Raw genomic sequence first — 16,747 nt, 5'->3', positions numbered from 1 at the left:
CTTCCGAAGCCCGCCACGGCTTCGTGCATCCGATCGAGCCGCACATCGCACGCGTCCGCCCCGGCTACCGGGCCGCGTCGCGCGCCGTGCGCCCTTCCGTTCAGCAGCCGCGCCGCGCCTGCGTCGCCTTCGCGCGCGTGCGTGCGCGGTGGCGCGCGCCCGCCGCGACGGGCCGCAGCCGTCAAGCACCTTACGCCCCTTACGCTTCTTACGCAGGAAACCCATGTCCACTCCGTCATCTCCAGCCCCGCTGTCGGGCGGCAAGCTCGCGATCGGCACGATCGCGGTATCGCTCGCGATGTTCATGAACGTGCTCGACTCGTCGATCGCGAACGTCGCCATTCCGACCATCTCGGGCGACCTCGGCGTGTCGGTCGACGAAGGCACGTGGGTCATCACGATCTTTGCGGCCGCGAACGCGGTGTCGATTCCGTTGACGGGCTGGCTCACGCAGCGCTTCGGCCAGGTACGCCTGTTCGTCACGTCGATCCTGCTGTTCGTGTTCGCGTCGTGGCTGTGCGGGATCGCGCCGAACCTGCCGACACTGCTCGCCGCGCGGATCCTGCAGGGCGCGGTCGCCGGGCCGCTCGCGCCGCTGTCGCAGGCGCTGCTGCTCGGCGCGTGGCCGCGGCAGAAATCGTCGAGCGCGCTGGCGCTGTGGTCGATGACGGCGCTCGTCGGCCCGATCGCGGGGCCGTCGCTCGGCGGCTGGATCACGTATGACTACAACTGGTCGTGGATCTTCTACATCAACATCCCGGTGGGTTTCTTCGCGGCCGCCGTCACGTGGATCGTGTTCCGGGATCGCGAATCGGCCACGCGCCGCCTGCCGATCGATACGGTCGGCCTGCTGCTGCTCGTGCTGTGGGTCGCGTCGCTGCAGATCATGCTCGACAAGGGCAAGGATCTCGACTGGTTCAACTCGCCCGTCGTCGTCGCGCTCGGCATCGTCGCGCTGATCGGCTTCGCGTTCTTCCTCGTGTGGGAGCTGCACGAGGCCAACCCGATCGTCGACCTGCGGCTTTTCACGCAGCGCAATTTCGCGGGCGGCACGATCGCGATCTCGGTCGCGTACGGGATGTTCTTCGGCACGCTCGTGCTGCTGCCGCAGTGGATGCAGGGCTATCTCGGCTACCGCGCGGTCGATTCGGGGCTCGCCACCGCGCCGCTCGGGGTGTTCGCGATCCTGCTCACTCCGCTCATGGGGCGCCTGCTGCCGCGCACCGATCCGCGCTACATCGCGACGCTCGCGTTCGTCGGCTTCGCGGTCGTGTTCATGATGCGCACGACCTTCTACACCGACGTGTCGCGCTGGGACCTCGTGCTGCCGACGCTGCTGCAAGGCATCCCGATGGCGATGTTCTTCGTGCCGCTGACGTCGATCATCCTGTCCGGGCTGCCGCCGGAAAAGATCCCGGCCGCCGCCGGCCTGTCGAACTTCGGCCGCACGTTCTGCGGCGCGGTCGGCACGTCGCTGATCAGCAACGCCTGGAACGACCGCACGATCCTGCATCACGCGCGGCTCACCGAACAGGCGAGCATCGACAACCCGACCTTCGCGCAACACGTCGACACGACGCGCTCGCTGCTGCACCTGAGCCCCGATTCGGCGCTCGCGCTCTTCAACACGTCGGTCGATTCGCAAGCCGCCGTGATGGGGCTGAACGACATCTTCTATGTATCGGCGATCATCTTCATCGCGATCATTCCGCTGATCTGGATCACGAAACCGTCGCGCTCGGGCGGCGGCGATGCCGACGCGGCGGCGGCCGGCGCGCATTGATCCGCATGCGCGCCGGCCGGGCCCCGCGCCGCCATGCGCCGACGTAATAAAGACTTGCAATCGATACAGGCGGAAACGTCAACAGCCGGTGCCCGCGCCGCGTTTTCTGGACAAGCGCCCACGATCCGAGCGCGCAACGACAGGAGAAAACACCATGCGAGCCCTGACCCGCCATCTCGCGATTGCCGCCACCCTGATGTCGGTACTGACCGACACCGCGTTCGCCGACACGCCGTGGCAACAGGCGCATCCGCGCCGCGAAGAGGTCAACCAGCGCCTCGCAAACCAGAATCGCCGGATCCGTCACGAAGTGAAGGAAGGCGAGATGTCGCACGCACAGGCCGCGCGCCTGCACCGTGACGACCGCAAGATCCGCCGGGAAGAGCGGGACATGGCTGCGCAGGATCGCAGCCACATCACGAAGAGCGAAAAGCACGTGCTGAACCAGCAGGAAAATGCGGTCAGCCACCAGATCGGCCAATAAGATCGACAACACCGGCAGGTGCCCATTCGCCACCACCTGAAACGCCCGCTGCCGCCGCGCGGCAGCGGGTGCTTGTTGTGTATCGAATCGTTTCAACGCGCCAACGGCTTCAAATGCTGCGGGTATACTCCGTCGTCAGCCGCCTGCCGCATCGTCGTCCGTCAAAAATGGCCCGATTCCGGGCGGTTTCGTCGCGAAGCTTCGCGTTTCGCCTACCCCGCGCCCCAGCCTCGATACGAGACCCACGACGACCCACCATGAAACGATTCCTGCTGCTCCTTCCCGCCGCCCTGCTCGCCGCCTGCGGTTCCGCGCCGTCGTCCGACTCGGCCGCCTCGTCCGGCGCGGCGCCGATGATGTACGTGTCGTCGCAACGTCCGGCCTACGCGATCGCCAACTGCCTCGACAGCCGCCTGCCGGGCACCGAGCAATCGCAGCACAACGGCGTGACCGATATCGCCGTCGGCTCGAACTCGTACTTCGTCACGCTGACGCCGTCGGGCAGCGGTTCGGTCGTCAAGGTCGTGCGCGGCTCGGGTAGCGAGCCGCCCGAGGAAACGATGCGCTTCGCGCTCGCACGCTGCCTGATCTGATCCGAACCCCGCCGATGCCGGGCGCCCGCCCGGCTCGCTCCTGCGCGCCGGCCCGCCGGCGCGCCGGCGCGCCGGCGCGCACGCCGAATATTTTCATCCGGGTGGCCGTCGATGAGAGAATCGCACCCACGATTCCCTTTCAACGGAGCCCGCATGAAGCACCTGCTGTCCCGGCTGTTCGTCAGCGCCGCGCTCGTCGCGCTTGTCCCGGCGCTGCCGGCGCAGGCGGCCACGCCGCCCGGCATCTTCGTCGTCGCCACGCAGCTCGGCGAATTCACGACCCTCGACCCGAGCGGGATTTACGAACTGGTGCCGTCGGAGTACGTCGCGAATACCTACGAACGGCTCGTGCGCGTCGACCTGAAGGACCCGACGCGCTTCGACGGGCAGATCGCGCAATCGTGGACGGTCGGCGCCGACGGCGTGACCTACACGTTCAAGCTGCGCCCCGGCCTCACGTTCCATTCCGGCAACCCGGTCACCGCCGACGACGTCGCGTGGTCGCTGCAGCGCACCATCCTGCTCGACAAGGGCCCGGCCGGCGTGCTCGCCGACCTCGGCCTCACGAAAGCGAACGTGGCGCAGAAGGTGCGCGTGGTCGACCCGCAGACCGTCGTGCTCGAAACCGACCGCAAGTACGCACCGAGCTTCGTGCTCAACGTGCTGAGCGCATGCCCGGCATCGGTCTTCGACAAGAAGCTGCTGCTGTCGCACCAGCAGGGCAACGATTTCGGCAGCGGCTGGCTCCGGACCAACGACGCGGGCTCGGGCCCGTACCAGCTCGTCAAGTGGACGCCCAACGAAAACATCGTGCTGCAGCGCTTCGAGAAATACCGCACGCCGTACCCGATGAAGCGCGTCGTGCTGCGCCACGTGCCCGAAGCGTCCGCGCAACGGTTGCTGCTGGAGAACGGCGACGCCGACGCCGCGCGCAACCTGAGCCCCGACAGCCTCGCCGCGCTGACGAAGGCCGGCAAGATCAAGGTCGCGTCGTGGCCGGTGTCCGCGCTGCTGTACCTGAGCCTGAACACGAAGAACCCGAACCTCGCGAAACCCGAGGTGCAGCAGGCGATGAAATGGCTGGTCGACTATGACGGCATCCAGCGCAACATCGTCAGCACGACGTACAAGGTGCATGAAACCTTCCTGCCCGAAGGCTTCCTCGGCGCGTCGAACGCGCGGCCGTACAGGCAGGACGTCGCGAAGGCGAAGGCGCTGCTCGCCAAGGCCGGCCTGCCGAACGGCTTCGACGTGACGATGGACATGCCGAACGACTATCCGTACCTCGAGATCGCGCAGGCGCTGCAGGCGAACTTCGCGCTGGGCGGCATCCGCGTGAAGCTGATTCCGGGCGATGCGAAGCAGGCGATCGGCAAGTATCGCGCGCGCCAGCACGACATCTTCGTCGGCGAATGGTCGCCCGACTACATGGACCCGAACAGCAACGCGCGCGGCTTCGCGTGGAATCCGGACAACTCCGACCAGTCGCCGACGAAGATGCTCGCGTGGCGCAACAGCTGGGACATTCCGCAACTGACGAAGGACACCGAGGCCGCGCTCGTCGAGCCGTCGCCCGCGAAACGCGCGCAGCGTTACGAAGCGCTGCAGAAGGCCGTGCTCGCGAACTCGCCGTTCATCATCATGTTCGAGAAGGTCGTGCAGGTCGCGACGCGCCCCGGCGTGACCGGGCCGGAAATCGGGCCGATCAACGACCTCGTGTCATACCGCACGCTCGCGAAATAATGGCGCCCGCCCGCGCGCCCGGCCCTGCCGGCGCGCGGGTAATCGCCGCGGGCCGCCGGGGCGGTGCTATGCCGTGCGGCGCGGGCGATCTACAATGCGCGACGCCACGGACGCCGGCCGCGACCGGCGACGATCGGGACCATCGAATCCGCTAATCCGCTTCGCCAAGGAAAACAGGATGCGCACGCTACAACAACTGCGAATGGAGTTCCTTCAGTACAAGATCGAGCCGATCGGCTGGCTCGGCGACAGCCCTTCCCGCTTCGACTTCTATACGCAAACGGCCGCCGGATGCGACACCATCCTGGAGCTCGGCGTGTTCACCGGCCTGACCACGACGGCCTTCCTGCTCGCGCAGCCGAAGCGCCTCGTGTCGGTCGACATCTCCGACGAGTATTTCCAGATCCGGCCCGAACTGGAGCAGGCGGCGAAAGACCTGTCGATCGACTTCGAATTCCGGATCGCCGACGATCTCGCGATGGAGCCGCTCGCCGCCGACCTGCTGTTCATCGACACCACGCATACGTACGAGCAGACGCTCGCCGAACTGAACCGTTTCGGCCCGCTGGCGCGCAAGAAGATCGTGCTGCACGACATGACCGTGGCCGGCGTGTACCAGGCGGTGTTCCAGTGGCTGTGGGACAACAAGCAGTTTCATATTACGTATCACGACAGCCGCGGTTGCGGCGCGGTCGTCTGCGAGCGCCACGTCGGCTACTGAGCCGGGCGCGCGCAACGGGGGGCGAACATGCAATCGAGCGAACACGCGGTCTGCGTGGCGATCAACGACAACAACCGCGCGTGGTACGAGATGCTCGTGCCGTTCCTACTGTCGCTGCGGCACACCGGCTACGACGGGCGGATCGCGGTAATCGGCTACGGGCTGTCCGAACGCAAGCGGCAGATCCTCGCGAGCCAGTCGGTCGACGTGATCGACGCGTCGAGCGCGTATGCGCTGCCGGTCGGCCGCTTCATCGAGGCCGCCGAGTATTGCGCACGCAACCCGCAGATCCGCAAGCTCGCGCTGTACGACGCCGACATCTGGTTCTGCGCGCCGCCGTTCGACCTGTTCTCGCAGATCGGCGACGACCGGCTCCACGCGTGCCCCGACCCGCTGTTCTGCACGTTCGTCGTCACGCCGCTGATCGGCGAGCGGCGCGACCATCACTGGCGCCTCGTCGTCGACGAAGTCTCCGCGCGCCACGGCAGCGCGTTGCAGGCCGGGCTCGTTGCCGGGACCGCCGACGCGTGGGCACGCTACGCCGGCCACCTGCGCGACTGCACCGCCCGCATCGGCACCGATTTCCAGGAATGCTTCGGGATCGACACGACGTTCCTGCACCTGTGGAGCGCCCAGGGCGAAACGGCGCTGCTCGACCCGGTCCAGAACTTCGTCAGCAAGTACGGCATTCACGAAGCGTTCGATGCAGGCACCGGCACGACGACGCTCCGGTATCACGGCGAGCCGATCCGCGCGCTGCACATGACCGGCGACATCCGCTTCCTCGACCGCTGGCGCTACTACGCGAACCACGTCGACGCCGCGCTGCGCGACGGCGTGCCGTTCGCGCTGTCGGACGGCACGCCGGCGCAGTCCGACGCGGTCGCCGCGCGCATCGCGGCAACCGACTACGTGCGCTCGGCCGGGCTGACCGTTGCGGCCGCAACGATCGAGGCAAGCGCGGGCGCCTACCTGCAGGCGATCGACGAACCCGGCGGCACGATGCTGATCGGCAGCGGGAACCACGAGGTCGTGTTCACCGCGACACGCGACATCGCGCGGCTGAACGTCTACGTCACGCACCCGTCCGGGTCGCCGTCGCCGCTGCTGTGCGAAGTGCTGGTCGACGGGCAGCCGCAGCGGAAAGGCACCGAGCTGACGGCGCATTTCACGTACCGGATCGCGCCCGGCACCGTCATCGCGCTGCGCTCGACGAGCCTCGGCGGCCAGCAGTGCAATGCGATCTGGCGGCTGCGCGAGGCGCCGGACATGCAGCAGTAGGCAGCATGCGGCGGGCGGCGGCCCGCCGCCGGTCAATTGAATGCCGCCCACACCAGGTACGCATTCAACCCGACGATCACGACCGTCGCCGCGCCGGCGACGATCCGCAGCGGCATCCGCATCGCGTAAGCGCCCATCACGTCCGCGCGCGCCGACAGCATCAGCAGCGCGATCATCGGCATCGGCAGCACGAAACTCAGCACCACCTGGCTCGCGACCATCGCGCGCGTGACGTCGCAGCCGAGCGCGACCACCGCGAACGCGGGCACGACCGTCACCGCGCGCCGCACCCAGACCGGCACGCGGCGGTGGATGAACCCCTGCATCACGACCTGCCCGGCCATCGTGCCGACCACCGAACTCGACACGCCCGAGGTCAGCAGCGCGACGAGAAACAGCGCGCCCGCTGCCGGCCCGAGCACCGGGATCAGCGTGTGATACGCGTCGCCGATGTCGGTCATGCCCGGCGCGCTCGCGTGAAACGCCGACGACGCCATCATCACCATCGCGAGATTCACGAACCCGGCCAGCCCGAGCGCGACGACCACCTCGCGATTCGAAAAGCGCACGAGCCGCCGCCGCTCCGTATCGTCGCGCGGCGCGGTGCGATCCTGCGTGAGCCCCGAATGCAGATACAGCGTGTGCGGCATGATCGTCGCGCCGATGATCCCGACCGCGATCGTCAGCGCCGCGCGATCCGGAATCTGCGGGACGACCAGGTGGAACGCGGCCGCATGCCAGTCCTGCGGCGCGATCAGCAGTTCGCCGAGATAGCACGCGCCGATCACGCCGACCAGCGCCGCGATCGCGGCTTCCAGCGGCCGGAAGCCGCGCTTTTCGAGCGCGAGGATCGCGCAGGTCGCGAGCGCCGTCGCGATCATCCCCGCGAACAGCGACAGGTGGCACAACAGCCCGAATGCGAGCGCGCCGCCGAGGAATTCGGCGAGATCGGTCGCCATCGCGGCGATCTCGGACGCGACCCACATGCCCCATACGACCGGCGCGGGAAACCGGTCGCGGCACAGCTCCGCGAGATTGCGGCCGGTCACGATACCGAGCTTCGCCGACATCGCCTGGAACAGCATCGCGATCGCGTTCGCGGCCAGTACGACCCACAGCAGCCGGTAGCCGAACGCGGCACCGGCCTGGATGTTGGTCGCGAAGTTGCCGGGGTCCATATAACCGATCGACGCAATCACGGCCGGGCCGACGAACGGCAGCAGCGCGGCGACGCCGCTGCGGCGCCCTTCCAGCGCGGCACGCGCCGCGCCGTCGGTGTGGCCGGTGTGGCCGGTGTGGTCGGCAGGCAGGCCCGGCAGCGCGAAGCCGCCGGCAGGTTTGTTCGTGACGGGAATCATGGTGGTGTTCCGTTCGAATGAGGAAGGATTCCTGACGGTCGGGCGCCACGGCCGGCATGTCGGCTGCCGGCCGCGGCGCCCACGGCGGCGTTACAGCGGCACGACGTCGGGACGGTTGCGCGGAAACTGCGCGATCACGTCCGGCGCGACGTTCAGGTGCGCTTCGACGAGCTTCGGCGGCGTATGCGCGAGCCAGTCGGACAGCGACACTTCCGCATAGCGGTCGGTCTTGAAGATCTCGAGGAACACCAGATCGGTGTTGCCGGTGTTCTGCACGTAGTGCCCGAGGCTTTTCTTCACGTAGCCGACGTCGCCCGCGCGGAAGTCGGCCGTCTGTGCCTTCGGCCCCGTGTCGAACACGGTCATCCGTGCCTCGCCCTGCAGGTAGTACTGCCATTCATCCGCGTTCGGGTGCCAGTGCAACTCCCGCATGCCGCCCGGATGCACGGTGACGAGCGCCGCCGCGACGGTCGTCGACACATTGAAGTTCGTGCTGTCCGCGATCCGCACTTCGCCGCCGCGGGTCTTCCTGACCGGTTTCATGTCGCCGAGCGGGAAGATGAACGGATGCGGCGGCGCCCCTGCCGCCGACGCCGACGCGCGCTGGGCTTCCGCGAGCGGGCCCGGTTCGTCGCCCTGGAAGATCCACAGGTTGTCGAGCGGGATGTTCCGGAATGCGTCGGCCGGCACGCCGAAGTTGAGTGCGAGCACGTCGGGCGGCGTGTGCGCGACCCAGTCGGTCAGCAGCAGCGTGTTGAATTCGGACGCGCGTCCGTTATCGAACGCGAGCAGGAATTCGGCGCCGTCGGTGCCGAGGCCCTGCAGCGAATGCGGCAGGCCGGGCGGGAAATACCAGAGATCGCCGGTTTTCACGTCCTGCACCGATGGCCGCCCGAGTTCGTCGAGCACCGTGATCCGGCACCGGCCGTCGAGCATGATGGCCCACTCGGCCTGCTGGTGCCAGTGCATCTCGCGAATGCCGCCGCGCGTCAGGCGCATGTTGACGCCGGAAATGGTTTCGGAAATCGCAAAATCGTCCTGGGTGACTTCACGCGCCCATCCGCCATTTTGAATTCTTTTATGCGCATTATTGAACGAGGCCCAGAATAACGGCATGCCGTTGATATCGGTGGCAGGCGGATCCTGAAAGGACGGAAACTGGTTGGCAATAGCCGGATTTTTGGGCCCCGGATCGGTCAGGCTCTGGCGGTTGCGCGCATTGACCGCGCCTTCCGGCGGACTGTCCGGATTGCCGAACGAGGCGGCCTTCGCCGATACCGCAATACCGGCGGCAGCAATGGCGCCGGCCGTATTCGCCAGCATCCTGCGTCGAGAAAGATTCGTCATGACTTCTCCTTCATTCTTGCGATCAAGTGAATTCCCATTACGGAACACATGCCGTTTTTCGGATTATCGAAAATCGAACATCCCGTCACGCAAGTTAAATACAATTCGACGAATAACTTAAATGAATTATTAACCTGAATTAATGACTTAATCTGATCGACTTTAATTTTGTAATTATTGCGGTGCAGCGGGATGGCGGGAAGGGAACGGATTTCGGTGAATGAGGGGAGACGATTGCGCCCGGTCGTGACGACCCTGCATGGCGATAACACGAGATCGGGATACGACGCGGTCGACTCGAATCACCGATCGTTTCGAGCGGGCCCGTGCGGATGCGAATACGCCGGATCCCGGCGACCTGCGCCGCGACCGGAAGCGGTTCACTCTCGCGGCATCGCGTCGAGCCGTTGCGCGGCAAACCTCAAGCCGCCCAGAATCCGTTCCGCGACCCGTGCCGGAAAACCGGGCGGCAACGCCGCGGCGACCGATTCGATCACATGCGGCGTCATCCCGACGAGCCGTTCGACGATCGGCGTCGCGATATCGCCGAGCAGGCAGTGCTCGGCCATCGCGCTGAAGTGCCGTCGCGTGATGTCGCGCATCGCATAGTGCTTGCGCTTGCCGTGCACGGCCATCGCGAGCTTCGCCTTGTGCCACGACCACTGGTTCGCGCCGTCGCCTTCGACCGGCCAGATCGACATCACGTCGTAAAGCGGCGTCAGCCGGAAACGGCCGCCCGCCAGCAGGCGCAGGCTGAAGTTCTTCGCATGCCCGTCCGGTGCGGCAAGCATCCAGAACACGATCAGGGCGGCGAACAACGTGTCGAGATCTTCCCGCGACGTTTCGGAGCGGCGCAGGAGGCCTGCGAGATCGGGCACACCGGGGCCGCCGTGCGACTCGTACTTCAGATGAGGCGGCACGCCGAGCGCCTGGCAGAAGTCCTCCTGCGGCAAGCGCAACAGCCACCCGCCATCGCGATGCAACGCACGATCGAAGCGTGCGACGGACAGAACCTTGTGCGCGCCGAAACGCACGATTTCCGCCTGCGCGACCGACAAGCCGAACGCGCGCAGGATCGCGAGGCACAGCCACTCGTTCTCGACGGAGGCCGTCAGGTCGGCCCGCTTGTTGCCGACCAGCCCGAGCGGCAATTTCAGAATATGCGTCGTCGGCGTCGCGCCGTGCGGGCGCATCCAGCGCCCGTCATGAAACAGCAGTGCGGTCTTTTCCTGCGCGCCGGCCAGCGACAGCCGGAAATCGTCGTCGTCCCCGCCTGCCGTCGCCACCCCGCTCGCCTGATCGAGCACGCGTGCCACGTCGTCGTCCGACAGCGGCGTACCGTCGATGCGATTCAGGCCGGTCGGCGCATCGTCCTCGCCGAGCAATTGCACCGCGCCGATGCAGTCGCGGCCGAGCGCGGCGAGCAGGTCGAACGGCTCGGTCGTCGCCGTGCCGAACCGGGCGGCCAGGCGGCGCCGAATGGCATCGCTGTCCGGCAGCAGGTTGTCGAAGAAGTGATTCACGCGTTCGCCGCGCAGCGGTGCTTCGCCGACACCGAACGGCAGCGACAGCGACAACGGGCGGCCGACGGCTGATTGTTTCCAGTCGGCGTCGTACAGGAGTTCCATGTCGCCGCGCGCGGGAATCCGCCACGTGCCGACCCGCTGGCCGTTCGTCCAGATCGACAATGCGCGCGTGTGCGTTCTGCGTCCCATCGCTTACCACTCGACGTCGGCTGCGTCGTGCCCGTCCTTCGTGCGGATGCTGAGTTCGAGACCGTACAGCGCGGTCAACTCGAGCAACTGGCTGAGCGACAGGCTTTCGGTACGCGTGGTTTCGAGCGACGACAGGCGCGACTGGCCCACGCCGATTCTCCCGGCCGCTTCCGCTTGCGTCAGGCCCTTTGCCTGACGCGCGGAAGACAGGATTTCGCCCAGTTGCGCGGACGTATTGACGATGAAGTTCACGGCATGGATCCCCGAAGACAATAAATGCAGTATATGCCTGACAGACATAAACGCAAATTATCTCTATCAGACATAAACGCAAAATATGCCTGACAGAGATAAAACCATTCCCCTTCCGGCGCGGACCGCCCCACCGTCAAACGCACTTCCGACCCTATCACCTATCCTCACACCATAGTTTTTATCCGCTGGCGCGAATGATTTTGGCTTCGTTAGATGGATGACATTCGATCATCAGACGACAACGATCTAACAGCCGATGACCTGCGCGTTCGCCCGTACCGTCGAATCCCGCTACGCCGAGCTCACGCCGACCGCGAAGCGCATCGCGAGCTACATGCTCGCGAACCTCGACCGGCTCGGGCTCGAAACGGCCGACCAGATCGCGCAGCAGGCCGACACGAGCGGCATCTCGGTCGGGCGCTTCCTGCGCAGCGTCGGCTACCGCAATCTCGACGACCTGAAACGCGAGCTGCGCGGCGGAGGCGATCGCCCGTGGATGATCACCGACCGGCTCGACGAATACCGCCGCGTCGCGGGTACGCAACCGGCCCACCGCAACGGCAACGGCAATGCCAATGCCGGCAACGGCCCGCTCGCGTCGTCGCTCGAGCGCGAGCTCGATGCGATCCGCCACGTGTACCGCCTCGCCGAAGGCCCGGTGTTCGCGCAGGTCGCCGACCGGATCGCGCAGGCGGACGCGGTATTCATCCTCGGCATCCAGTCGACGCGCGGGATCAGCAACGCGTTCAGCAGCTACCTCGAGTACCTGCGCCCGCGCGTGTTCTATTCCGACGGCCAGTCGGGCTCGTACGTCGACTCACTGAACTCCGAATTCGAACGGCCGTACTGCATCGTCACCGACACCCGCGCGTATTCGCGCAGCGCGCGCCGCTATTGCCAGGCGGCCGCCGAGCGCGGGCAGCCGTTCGCGCTGGTCACCGACCTCTCGTGCCCGTGGGCGCGCGACTGGCCGGCCGACCTGCTGCAGGTGAAGACCGACGTCGGTCAGTTCTGGGATTCGCTCGCACCGCTCACCTGCCTGTTCAACCTGCTGATCACGGCCGTGGTCGACCGCCTCGGCCCCGCGATCGACCGGCGCGTCGCGCGCAACCGCGAACTGCAGCACACGTTCGACCAATTCGAATCCTGAGCGAGCCCGACCGAACCGAACCGCCAATGAACGACCACCGCCTCGTCGAAATCACGCCCGCCACCCATCGCGTCGACATCGACCTCGTCTACGCGACCGACCGCAACCTGACCGGCAAGCCGATCTACCGCCGCGCGCACTGCCTGCTGCTGGCGCCGGCCGAGGCCGCGTTGCGCCGCGCGGTGAACGTCGCCGCGCAGGCCGGCTTCACGCTGCGCATCTACGATGCGTACCGGCCGCCGCAGGCGCAACAGGTGCTGTGGGATTTCCTGCCCGACCCGAACTTCGTCGCCGATCTCGGCCGCGGCTCGAATCACAGCCGCGGCACCGCGCTCGACCTGACGCTCGTCGGCGCGGATGGCGAGCCACTCGACATGGGCACCGGCTTCGACGAGATGGTCGCCGCATCCGGCCACTTCCACGCGGGGCTGCCCAAAGCCGTGCAACGCAACCGCCTGCTGCTGCTCGGCGTGATGCACGCGGCCGGCTTCGCGCACATCGACAGCGAATGGTGGCACTACGAACTGCCTGGCTCGCATGCGCTGCCCCAGATCGACAATGCGGCAAGCGGCCCGTGGCGCCTGATGTGATGGCCCGACGCATGCCCCCCACCGTTCACGTTCAACGACTTCAACGACACATGGAGCGCAGATGAAACCCCTGACATCCCGGCTCGTCGCGGCGCTGGCCGCCGCATCCGTTCTCGCCGCCGTTCCGCTGTCCGCCGCGCACGCGGAAACGCCGAAGGACATGTTCGTGATGGCCACGCTGCTCGACGAATTCACGACGCTGGACCCGGGCGAGGTCTACGAGCTGGTGCCGGAGGAATACGTCGCGAACACGTACGACCGGCTCGTGCGCGTCGACCTGCGCGACCCGTCGAAATTCAACGGCGACGTCGCGCAGTCGTGGACGGTGAGCACCGACGGGCTGACCTACACGTTCAAGCTGCGCCCCGACCTCAAGTTCCACTCGGGCAACCCGCTGACGGCCGACGACGTCGCGTGGTCGATCCAGCGCGCGGTGCTGCTCGACAAGGGGCCTGCGGCCGTGCTGACCGGCATCGGGCTCACGAAGGCGAACGTCGTCGCCAACGTGAAGAAGCTCGACGACCTGACGGTGTCGGTCACGACCGACCAGAAGTACGCGCCGACCTTCGTCCTGAACGTGCTGGGCTCCTGGCCCGCCTCGGTGCTCGACAGGAAGCTGCTGCTGTCGCACCAGCAGGGCAGCGACTTCGGCAACGCGTGGCTGAAGACCAACGAGGCCGGCTCCGGCGCGTACAAGCTGGTCAAGTGGACCGCCGGCGACAGCGTCGTGCTGCAGCGCTTCGACGGCTACCGGCTGCCGCTCGCGATGAAGCGCATCGTGCTGCGCCACGTGCCCGAAGCCGCGAGCCAGCGCCTGCTGCTGGAGAACGGCGACGTCGATGCGGCACGCGACCTGAGCCCCGACGATCTGGCGTCCGTCGTGAAATCCGGCAAGGCGAAGGTGTCGGCATCGCCGCAGGCGACGCTGCTGTACCTCGGCCTGAATACGAAGAATGCGACGCTCGCGAAACCCGACGTGCAGGAAGCGCTGAAGTGGCTCGTCGACTATGCGGGCATCCAGGGCAACGTGGTGAAGACGACCTACAAGGTCCACCAGACGTTCCTGCCCGAAGGCTTCCTCGGCACGCTGAACGCGAACCCGTACAGGCTCGACGTCGCGAAGGCGAAGGCGCTGCTCGCGAAGGCCGGCGTGCCGAACGGATTCTCGGTGACGATGGACGTGCGCAACGATTATCCGTACACCGAAATCGCGCAGGCCGTGCAGGCGAACTTCGCGCAGGCGGGCATCAAGGTGCAGCTGATCCCCGGCGACAACAAGCAGACGCTCGCGAAATACCGCGCGCGCCAGCACGACATCTACATCGGCGAATGGTCGGCCGACTACATCGACCCGCACAGCAACGCGCAGGGTTTTGCATGGAACCCCGACAATTCCGACAAGTCGAGCTATAAAATGCTGGCCTGGCGCAACAGCTGGGACATTCCGCAACTGACGAAGGAAACCGACGCCGCGCTCGCCGAGCCGACCGCCGCGAAACGCGCGCAACGGTATCAGGCGATGCAGAAGGAGATGCTCGCGCGCTCGCCGTTCGTGATCATGTTCGAGAAAGTCGCGCAGGTCGCGACGCGGCCCGGCGTGAGCGGGCTCGAAGTCGGGCCGATCAACGATCTCGTGTCGTACCGCAACCTGAAGAAGCAATAAGATTCACCGCATGTCGACTCCCGCCTCCTCCCTCGAAGCCCTGCGCACGCTGCCCGCGCGGCGCCCGGCCGTGCGCTGGGCACTGCGCGTGCTGCGCTGGGCGCTCACGCTCGCCGTCACGTTCGCGGGGCTGCTCGCGCTGACGTTCGTGATCGGCCGCAAGGTGCCGATCGATCCCGTGCTCGCGATCCTCGGCGATCGCGCGTCGGCCGACGCGTATGCGGCCGAACGCATCGCGCTCGGGCTCGACAAGCCGCTCGTCACGCAGTTCCTGATCTATGCGCGCGACGTGCTGCACGGCAATCTCGGCATGTCGCTGCTGACCGCGAACCCGGTGCTCGACGACATCAAGCGCGTGTTCCCGGCCACGCTCGAACTGGCGACGATCGCGACCTTGATCGGCATCGCGATCGGCGTGCCGCTCGGCGTCGCGGCCGCCGTGAAGCACAACCGTCCGATCGATCACATCGCGCGCTTCGTCGGGTTGATCGGCAATTCGGTGCCGGTGTTCTGGCTCGGGCTGATGGGGCTGCTGCTGTTCTACGCGCGGCTGCACTGGGTCGGCGGGCCGGGCCGGCTCGATCCCGTGTACGACGGGATGGTCGATCCGCGCACCGGCAGCCTGCTGATCGACGCGGCGCTCGCGGGCGAATGGGACGTGTTCCGCAACGCGGTATCGCACATCGCGCTGCCGGCCGCGATTCTCGGCTACTACTCGGTCGCGTATCTCAGCCGCATGACGCGCTCGTTCATGCTCGACCAGCTGAGCCAGGAATACATCGTCACCGCGCGCGCGAAAGGCTTGCCGGAGCGCCGCGTGATCTGGCGGCATGCGTTCGGCAACATCGCGGTGCCGCTGCTCACCGTGATCGCGCTCACGTACAGCAACCTGCTCGAAGGCTCGGTGCTGACCGAGATCGTGTTCGCGTGGCCCGGGCTCGGCTCGTACCTGACCGGCGCGCTGCTGAACGCCGACATGAACGCGGTGCTCGGCGCGACGCTCGTGATCGGCGCGATGTTCATCACCGTCAACCTGCTGACCGACGCGCTGTACCGCGTGTTCGATCCGCGCGCGCGCTGAGGCGCCGACACGACATGACCGCTTCCACCCTGCTTCTTTCATCGCCCATGCCGAAGGTCGTCCAACCATGAACGCCGAGCGTCTCACGCTGCGCGCGTGGCTGCTGTCCGACGCGCCCGCGTCGCGCTCGCAGGCCGCACTCGGCCTCGCGTATCGCCGCTGGCGCCGTTTCGCCGCCAACCCGCTCAACCTGTTCGGGCTCGCGATCCTCGTCGCGCTGATCGTCGTCGCGATCGTCGGCCCGCTGATCATGCCGCACGATCCGCTGCGCCAGGTGCTGTCCGACCGGCTGCTGTCGCCCGGCTCGCCGTCGCACTGGCTCGGCACCGACCAGCTCGGCCGCGACATCCTTTCGCGGCTGATCGCCGGTTCGCGCCTCACGCTCGGCATTGCGCTGCTCGTCGTCGTGATCGTCGTGCCGATCGGCCTCGCGATCGGCACGACGGCCGGCTATTGCGGCGGCTTCGTCGACAGCGTGCTGATGCGCATCACCGACATCGCGCTCGCGTTCCCGAAGATCGTGCTCGCGCTCGCATTCGCGGCCGCGCTCGGGCCCGGCGTGATCAACGCGGTCGTTGCGATCTCGATCACCGCATGGCCCGCGTATGCGCGGCTCGCGCGCGCGGAGACGATCCGCATCGCGCAGGCCGACTTCATCCACGCCGCCCGCCTGCAGGGCGCGTCGGGCCCGCGCATCCTGCTGCGCTACATCGTGCCGCTGTGCATGTCGTCGGTGATCGTGCGCGCGACGCTCGACATGGCCGGCATCATCCTGACCGTCGCGGGCCTCGGCTTCCTCGGCCTCGGCGCACAGCCTCCGAGCCCCGAGTGGGGCTTCATGGTCGCGTCGGGCCGCAACGTGCTGCTCGACGCGTGGTGGGTCGCGACGCTGCCCGGCATCGCGATCCTGCTCGTGAGCCTCGCGTTCAACCTGCTCGGCGACGGGCTGCGCGACGTCTTCGATCCCCGCCATGGAGCGTGAC

General features: G+C 67.0%; 15 protein-coding genes. 11 read left to right on the top strand and 4 right to left on the bottom strand.

Translation table 11 applies throughout. The features are described from left to right. The first annotated feature begins 223 nt into the window (after nucleotides 1-223). The 6 genes from PQB87_RS23925 to PQB87_RS23900 all read left to right on the top strand — a co-directional run bounded on the left by PQB87_RS23925 (nucleotide 224) and on the right by PQB87_RS23900 (nucleotide 6,605). The gene (locus PQB87_RS23925) at nucleotides 224-1,783 is read left to right on the top strand and encodes a DHA2 family efflux MFS transporter permease subunit (RefSeq protein ID WP_060061574.1); all 1,560 of its coding nucleotides are present in this window, start codon (nucleotides 224-226) and stop codon (nucleotides 1,781-1,783) included. 154 nt (nucleotides 1,784-1,937) lie between these two features. Next, nucleotides 1,938-2,267, top strand: coding sequence for a hypothetical protein (locus tag PQB87_RS23920; RefSeq protein ID WP_489244056.1), 330 nt, complete (start codon nucleotides 1,938-1,940; stop codon nucleotides 2,265-2,267). 257 nt (nucleotides 2,268-2,524) lie between these two features. Further along, nucleotides 2,525-2,860, top strand: coding sequence for a hypothetical protein (locus PQB87_RS23915; protein WP_059522513.1), 336 nt, complete (start codon nucleotides 2,525-2,527; stop codon nucleotides 2,858-2,860). Between the two features lie 153 nt (nucleotides 2,861-3,013). After that, nucleotides 3,014-4,603 (top strand): ABC transporter substrate-binding protein, encoded by a 1,590-nt coding sequence (locus PQB87_RS23910; protein WP_060061573.1) that lies wholly within the window; start codon nucleotides 3,014-3,016, stop codon nucleotides 4,601-4,603. Between the two features lie 178 nt (nucleotides 4,604-4,781). Continuing rightward, nucleotides 4,782-5,324 (top strand): class I SAM-dependent methyltransferase, encoded by a 543-nt coding sequence (locus PQB87_RS23905; protein ID WP_021161346.1) that lies wholly within the window; start codon nucleotides 4,782-4,784, stop codon nucleotides 5,322-5,324. Nucleotides 5,325-5,351: 27 nt separating this feature from the next. After that, on the top strand, nucleotides 5,352-6,605 hold the full coding sequence (locus PQB87_RS23900; RefSeq protein WP_489244054.1) for a hypothetical protein: 1,254 nt from the start codon (nucleotides 5,352-5,354) through the stop codon (nucleotides 6,603-6,605). Nucleotides 6,606-6,637: 32 nt separating this feature from the next. Here PQB87_RS23900 and PQB87_RS23895 read toward each other — a convergent pair whose 3' ends face one another. The 4 genes from PQB87_RS23895 to PQB87_RS23880 form a co-directional block, all read right to left on the bottom strand. Beyond that, on the bottom strand, nucleotides 6,638-7,963 hold the full coding sequence (locus PQB87_RS23895; RefSeq protein ID WP_153489355.1) for an Nramp family divalent metal transporter: 1,326 nt from the start codon (nucleotides 7,961-7,963) through the stop codon (nucleotides 6,638-6,640). Between the two features lie 90 nt (nucleotides 7,964-8,053). Beyond that, entirely contained in the window at nucleotides 8,054-9,310 is a 1,257-nt protein-coding gene (locus PQB87_RS23890; protein WP_059553582.1) for an oxalate decarboxylase family bicupin, read from the bottom strand. 380 nt (nucleotides 9,311-9,690) lie between these two features. Next, nucleotides 9,691-11,025, bottom strand: a complete 1,335-nt coding sequence (locus PQB87_RS23885) for a type II toxin-antitoxin system HipA family toxin (RefSeq protein WP_489244053.1) — start codon at nucleotides 11,023-11,025, stop codon at nucleotides 9,691-9,693. 3 nt (nucleotides 11,026-11,028) lie between these two features. Then, nucleotides 11,029-11,277 (bottom strand): helix-turn-helix domain-containing protein, encoded by a 249-nt coding sequence (locus tag PQB87_RS23880; RefSeq protein WP_021161351.1) that lies wholly within the window; start codon nucleotides 11,275-11,277, stop codon nucleotides 11,029-11,031. 259 nt (nucleotides 11,278-11,536) lie between these two features. Here PQB87_RS23880 and sapR point away from each other — a divergent pair, with 259 nt between their 5' ends. From sapR to nikC, 5 genes are all read left to right on the top strand, one after another. Further along, nucleotides 11,537-12,430, top strand: coding sequence for a sap1 transcriptional regulator SapR (sapR, locus tag PQB87_RS23875; protein ID WP_489244052.1), 894 nt, complete (start codon nucleotides 11,537-11,539; stop codon nucleotides 12,428-12,430). A gap of 26 nt (nucleotides 12,431-12,456) precedes the next feature. Continuing rightward, nucleotides 12,457-13,020 (top strand): D-alanyl-D-alanine dipeptidase, encoded by a 564-nt coding sequence (gene ddpX, locus PQB87_RS23870; RefSeq protein WP_489244051.1) that lies wholly within the window; start codon nucleotides 12,457-12,459, stop codon nucleotides 13,018-13,020. Between the two features lie 61 nt (nucleotides 13,021-13,081). Beyond that, nucleotides 13,082-14,683: an ABC transporter substrate-binding protein gene (locus PQB87_RS23865; protein WP_489244049.1), complete on the top strand. Its 1,602-nt coding sequence runs from the start codon at nucleotides 13,082-13,084 to the stop codon at nucleotides 14,681-14,683. Between the two features lie 10 nt (nucleotides 14,684-14,693). Next, nucleotides 14,694-15,764: an ABC transporter permease gene (locus tag PQB87_RS23860; RefSeq protein ID WP_059707184.1), complete on the top strand. Its 1,071-nt coding sequence runs from the start codon at nucleotides 14,694-14,696 to the stop codon at nucleotides 15,762-15,764. Between the two features lie 67 nt (nucleotides 15,765-15,831). Continuing rightward, nucleotides 15,832-16,746 (top strand): nickel transporter permease, encoded by a 915-nt coding sequence (gene nikC, locus PQB87_RS23855; protein ID WP_174413822.1) that lies wholly within the window; start codon nucleotides 15,832-15,834, stop codon nucleotides 16,744-16,746. The last annotated feature ends 1 nt before the right edge of the window (nucleotide 16,747 follow it).

This window comes from Burkholderia sp. KL41 (genome assembly GCF_057005415.2).
This window is presented reverse-complemented; position numbering and strand designations above follow the sequence as displayed.

Excerpts from the sequence above, each read along its gene's own strand:
- PQB87_RS23890 (WP_059553582.1), bottom strand. The coding sequence starts at position 9,310 with ATGACGAATCTTTCTCGACGCAGGATGCTGGCGAATACGGCCGGCGCC.
- PQB87_RS23895 (WP_153489355.1), bottom strand. The coding sequence starts at position 7,963 with ATGATTCCCGTCACGAACAAACCTGCCGGCGGCTTCGCGCTGCCGGGC.
- PQB87_RS23865 (WP_489244049.1), top strand. The coding sequence starts at position 13,082 with ATGAAACCCCTGACATCCCGGCTCGTCGCGGCGCTGGCCGCCGCATCC.
- ddpX (WP_489244051.1), top strand. The coding sequence starts at position 12,457 with ATGAACGACCACCGCCTCGTCGAAATCACGCCCGCCACCCATCGCGTC.
- PQB87_RS23920 (WP_489244056.1), top strand. The coding sequence starts at position 1,938 with ATGCGAGCCCTGACCCGCCATCTCGCGATTGCCGCCACCCTGATGTCG.
- PQB87_RS23925 (WP_060061574.1), top strand. The coding sequence starts at position 224 with ATGTCCACTCCGTCATCTCCAGCCCCGCTGTCGGGCGGCAAGCTCGCG.
- PQB87_RS23900 (WP_489244054.1), top strand. The coding sequence starts at position 5,352 with ATGCAATCGAGCGAACACGCGGTCTGCGTGGCGATCAACGACAACAAC.
- PQB87_RS23860 (WP_059707184.1), top strand. The coding sequence starts at position 14,694 with ATGTCGACTCCCGCCTCCTCCCTCGAAGCCCTGCGCACGCTGCCCGCG.
- PQB87_RS23885 (WP_489244053.1), bottom strand. The coding sequence starts at position 11,025 with ATGGGACGCAGAACGCACACGCGCGCATTGTCGATCTGGACGAACGGC.
- PQB87_RS23910 (WP_060061573.1), top strand. The coding sequence starts at position 3,014 with ATGAAGCACCTGCTGTCCCGGCTGTTCGTCAGCGCCGCGCTCGTCGCG.
- PQB87_RS23915 (WP_059522513.1), top strand. The coding sequence starts at position 2,525 with ATGAAACGATTCCTGCTGCTCCTTCCCGCCGCCCTGCTCGCCGCCTGC.
- PQB87_RS23905 (WP_021161346.1), top strand. The coding sequence starts at position 4,782 with ATGCGCACGCTACAACAACTGCGAATGGAGTTCCTTCAGTACAAGATC.
- sapR (WP_489244052.1), top strand. The coding sequence starts at position 11,537 with ATGACCTGCGCGTTCGCCCGTACCGTCGAATCCCGCTACGCCGAGCTC.
- nikC (WP_174413822.1), top strand. The coding sequence starts at position 15,832 with ATGAACGCCGAGCGTCTCACGCTGCGCGCGTGGCTGCTGTCCGACGCG.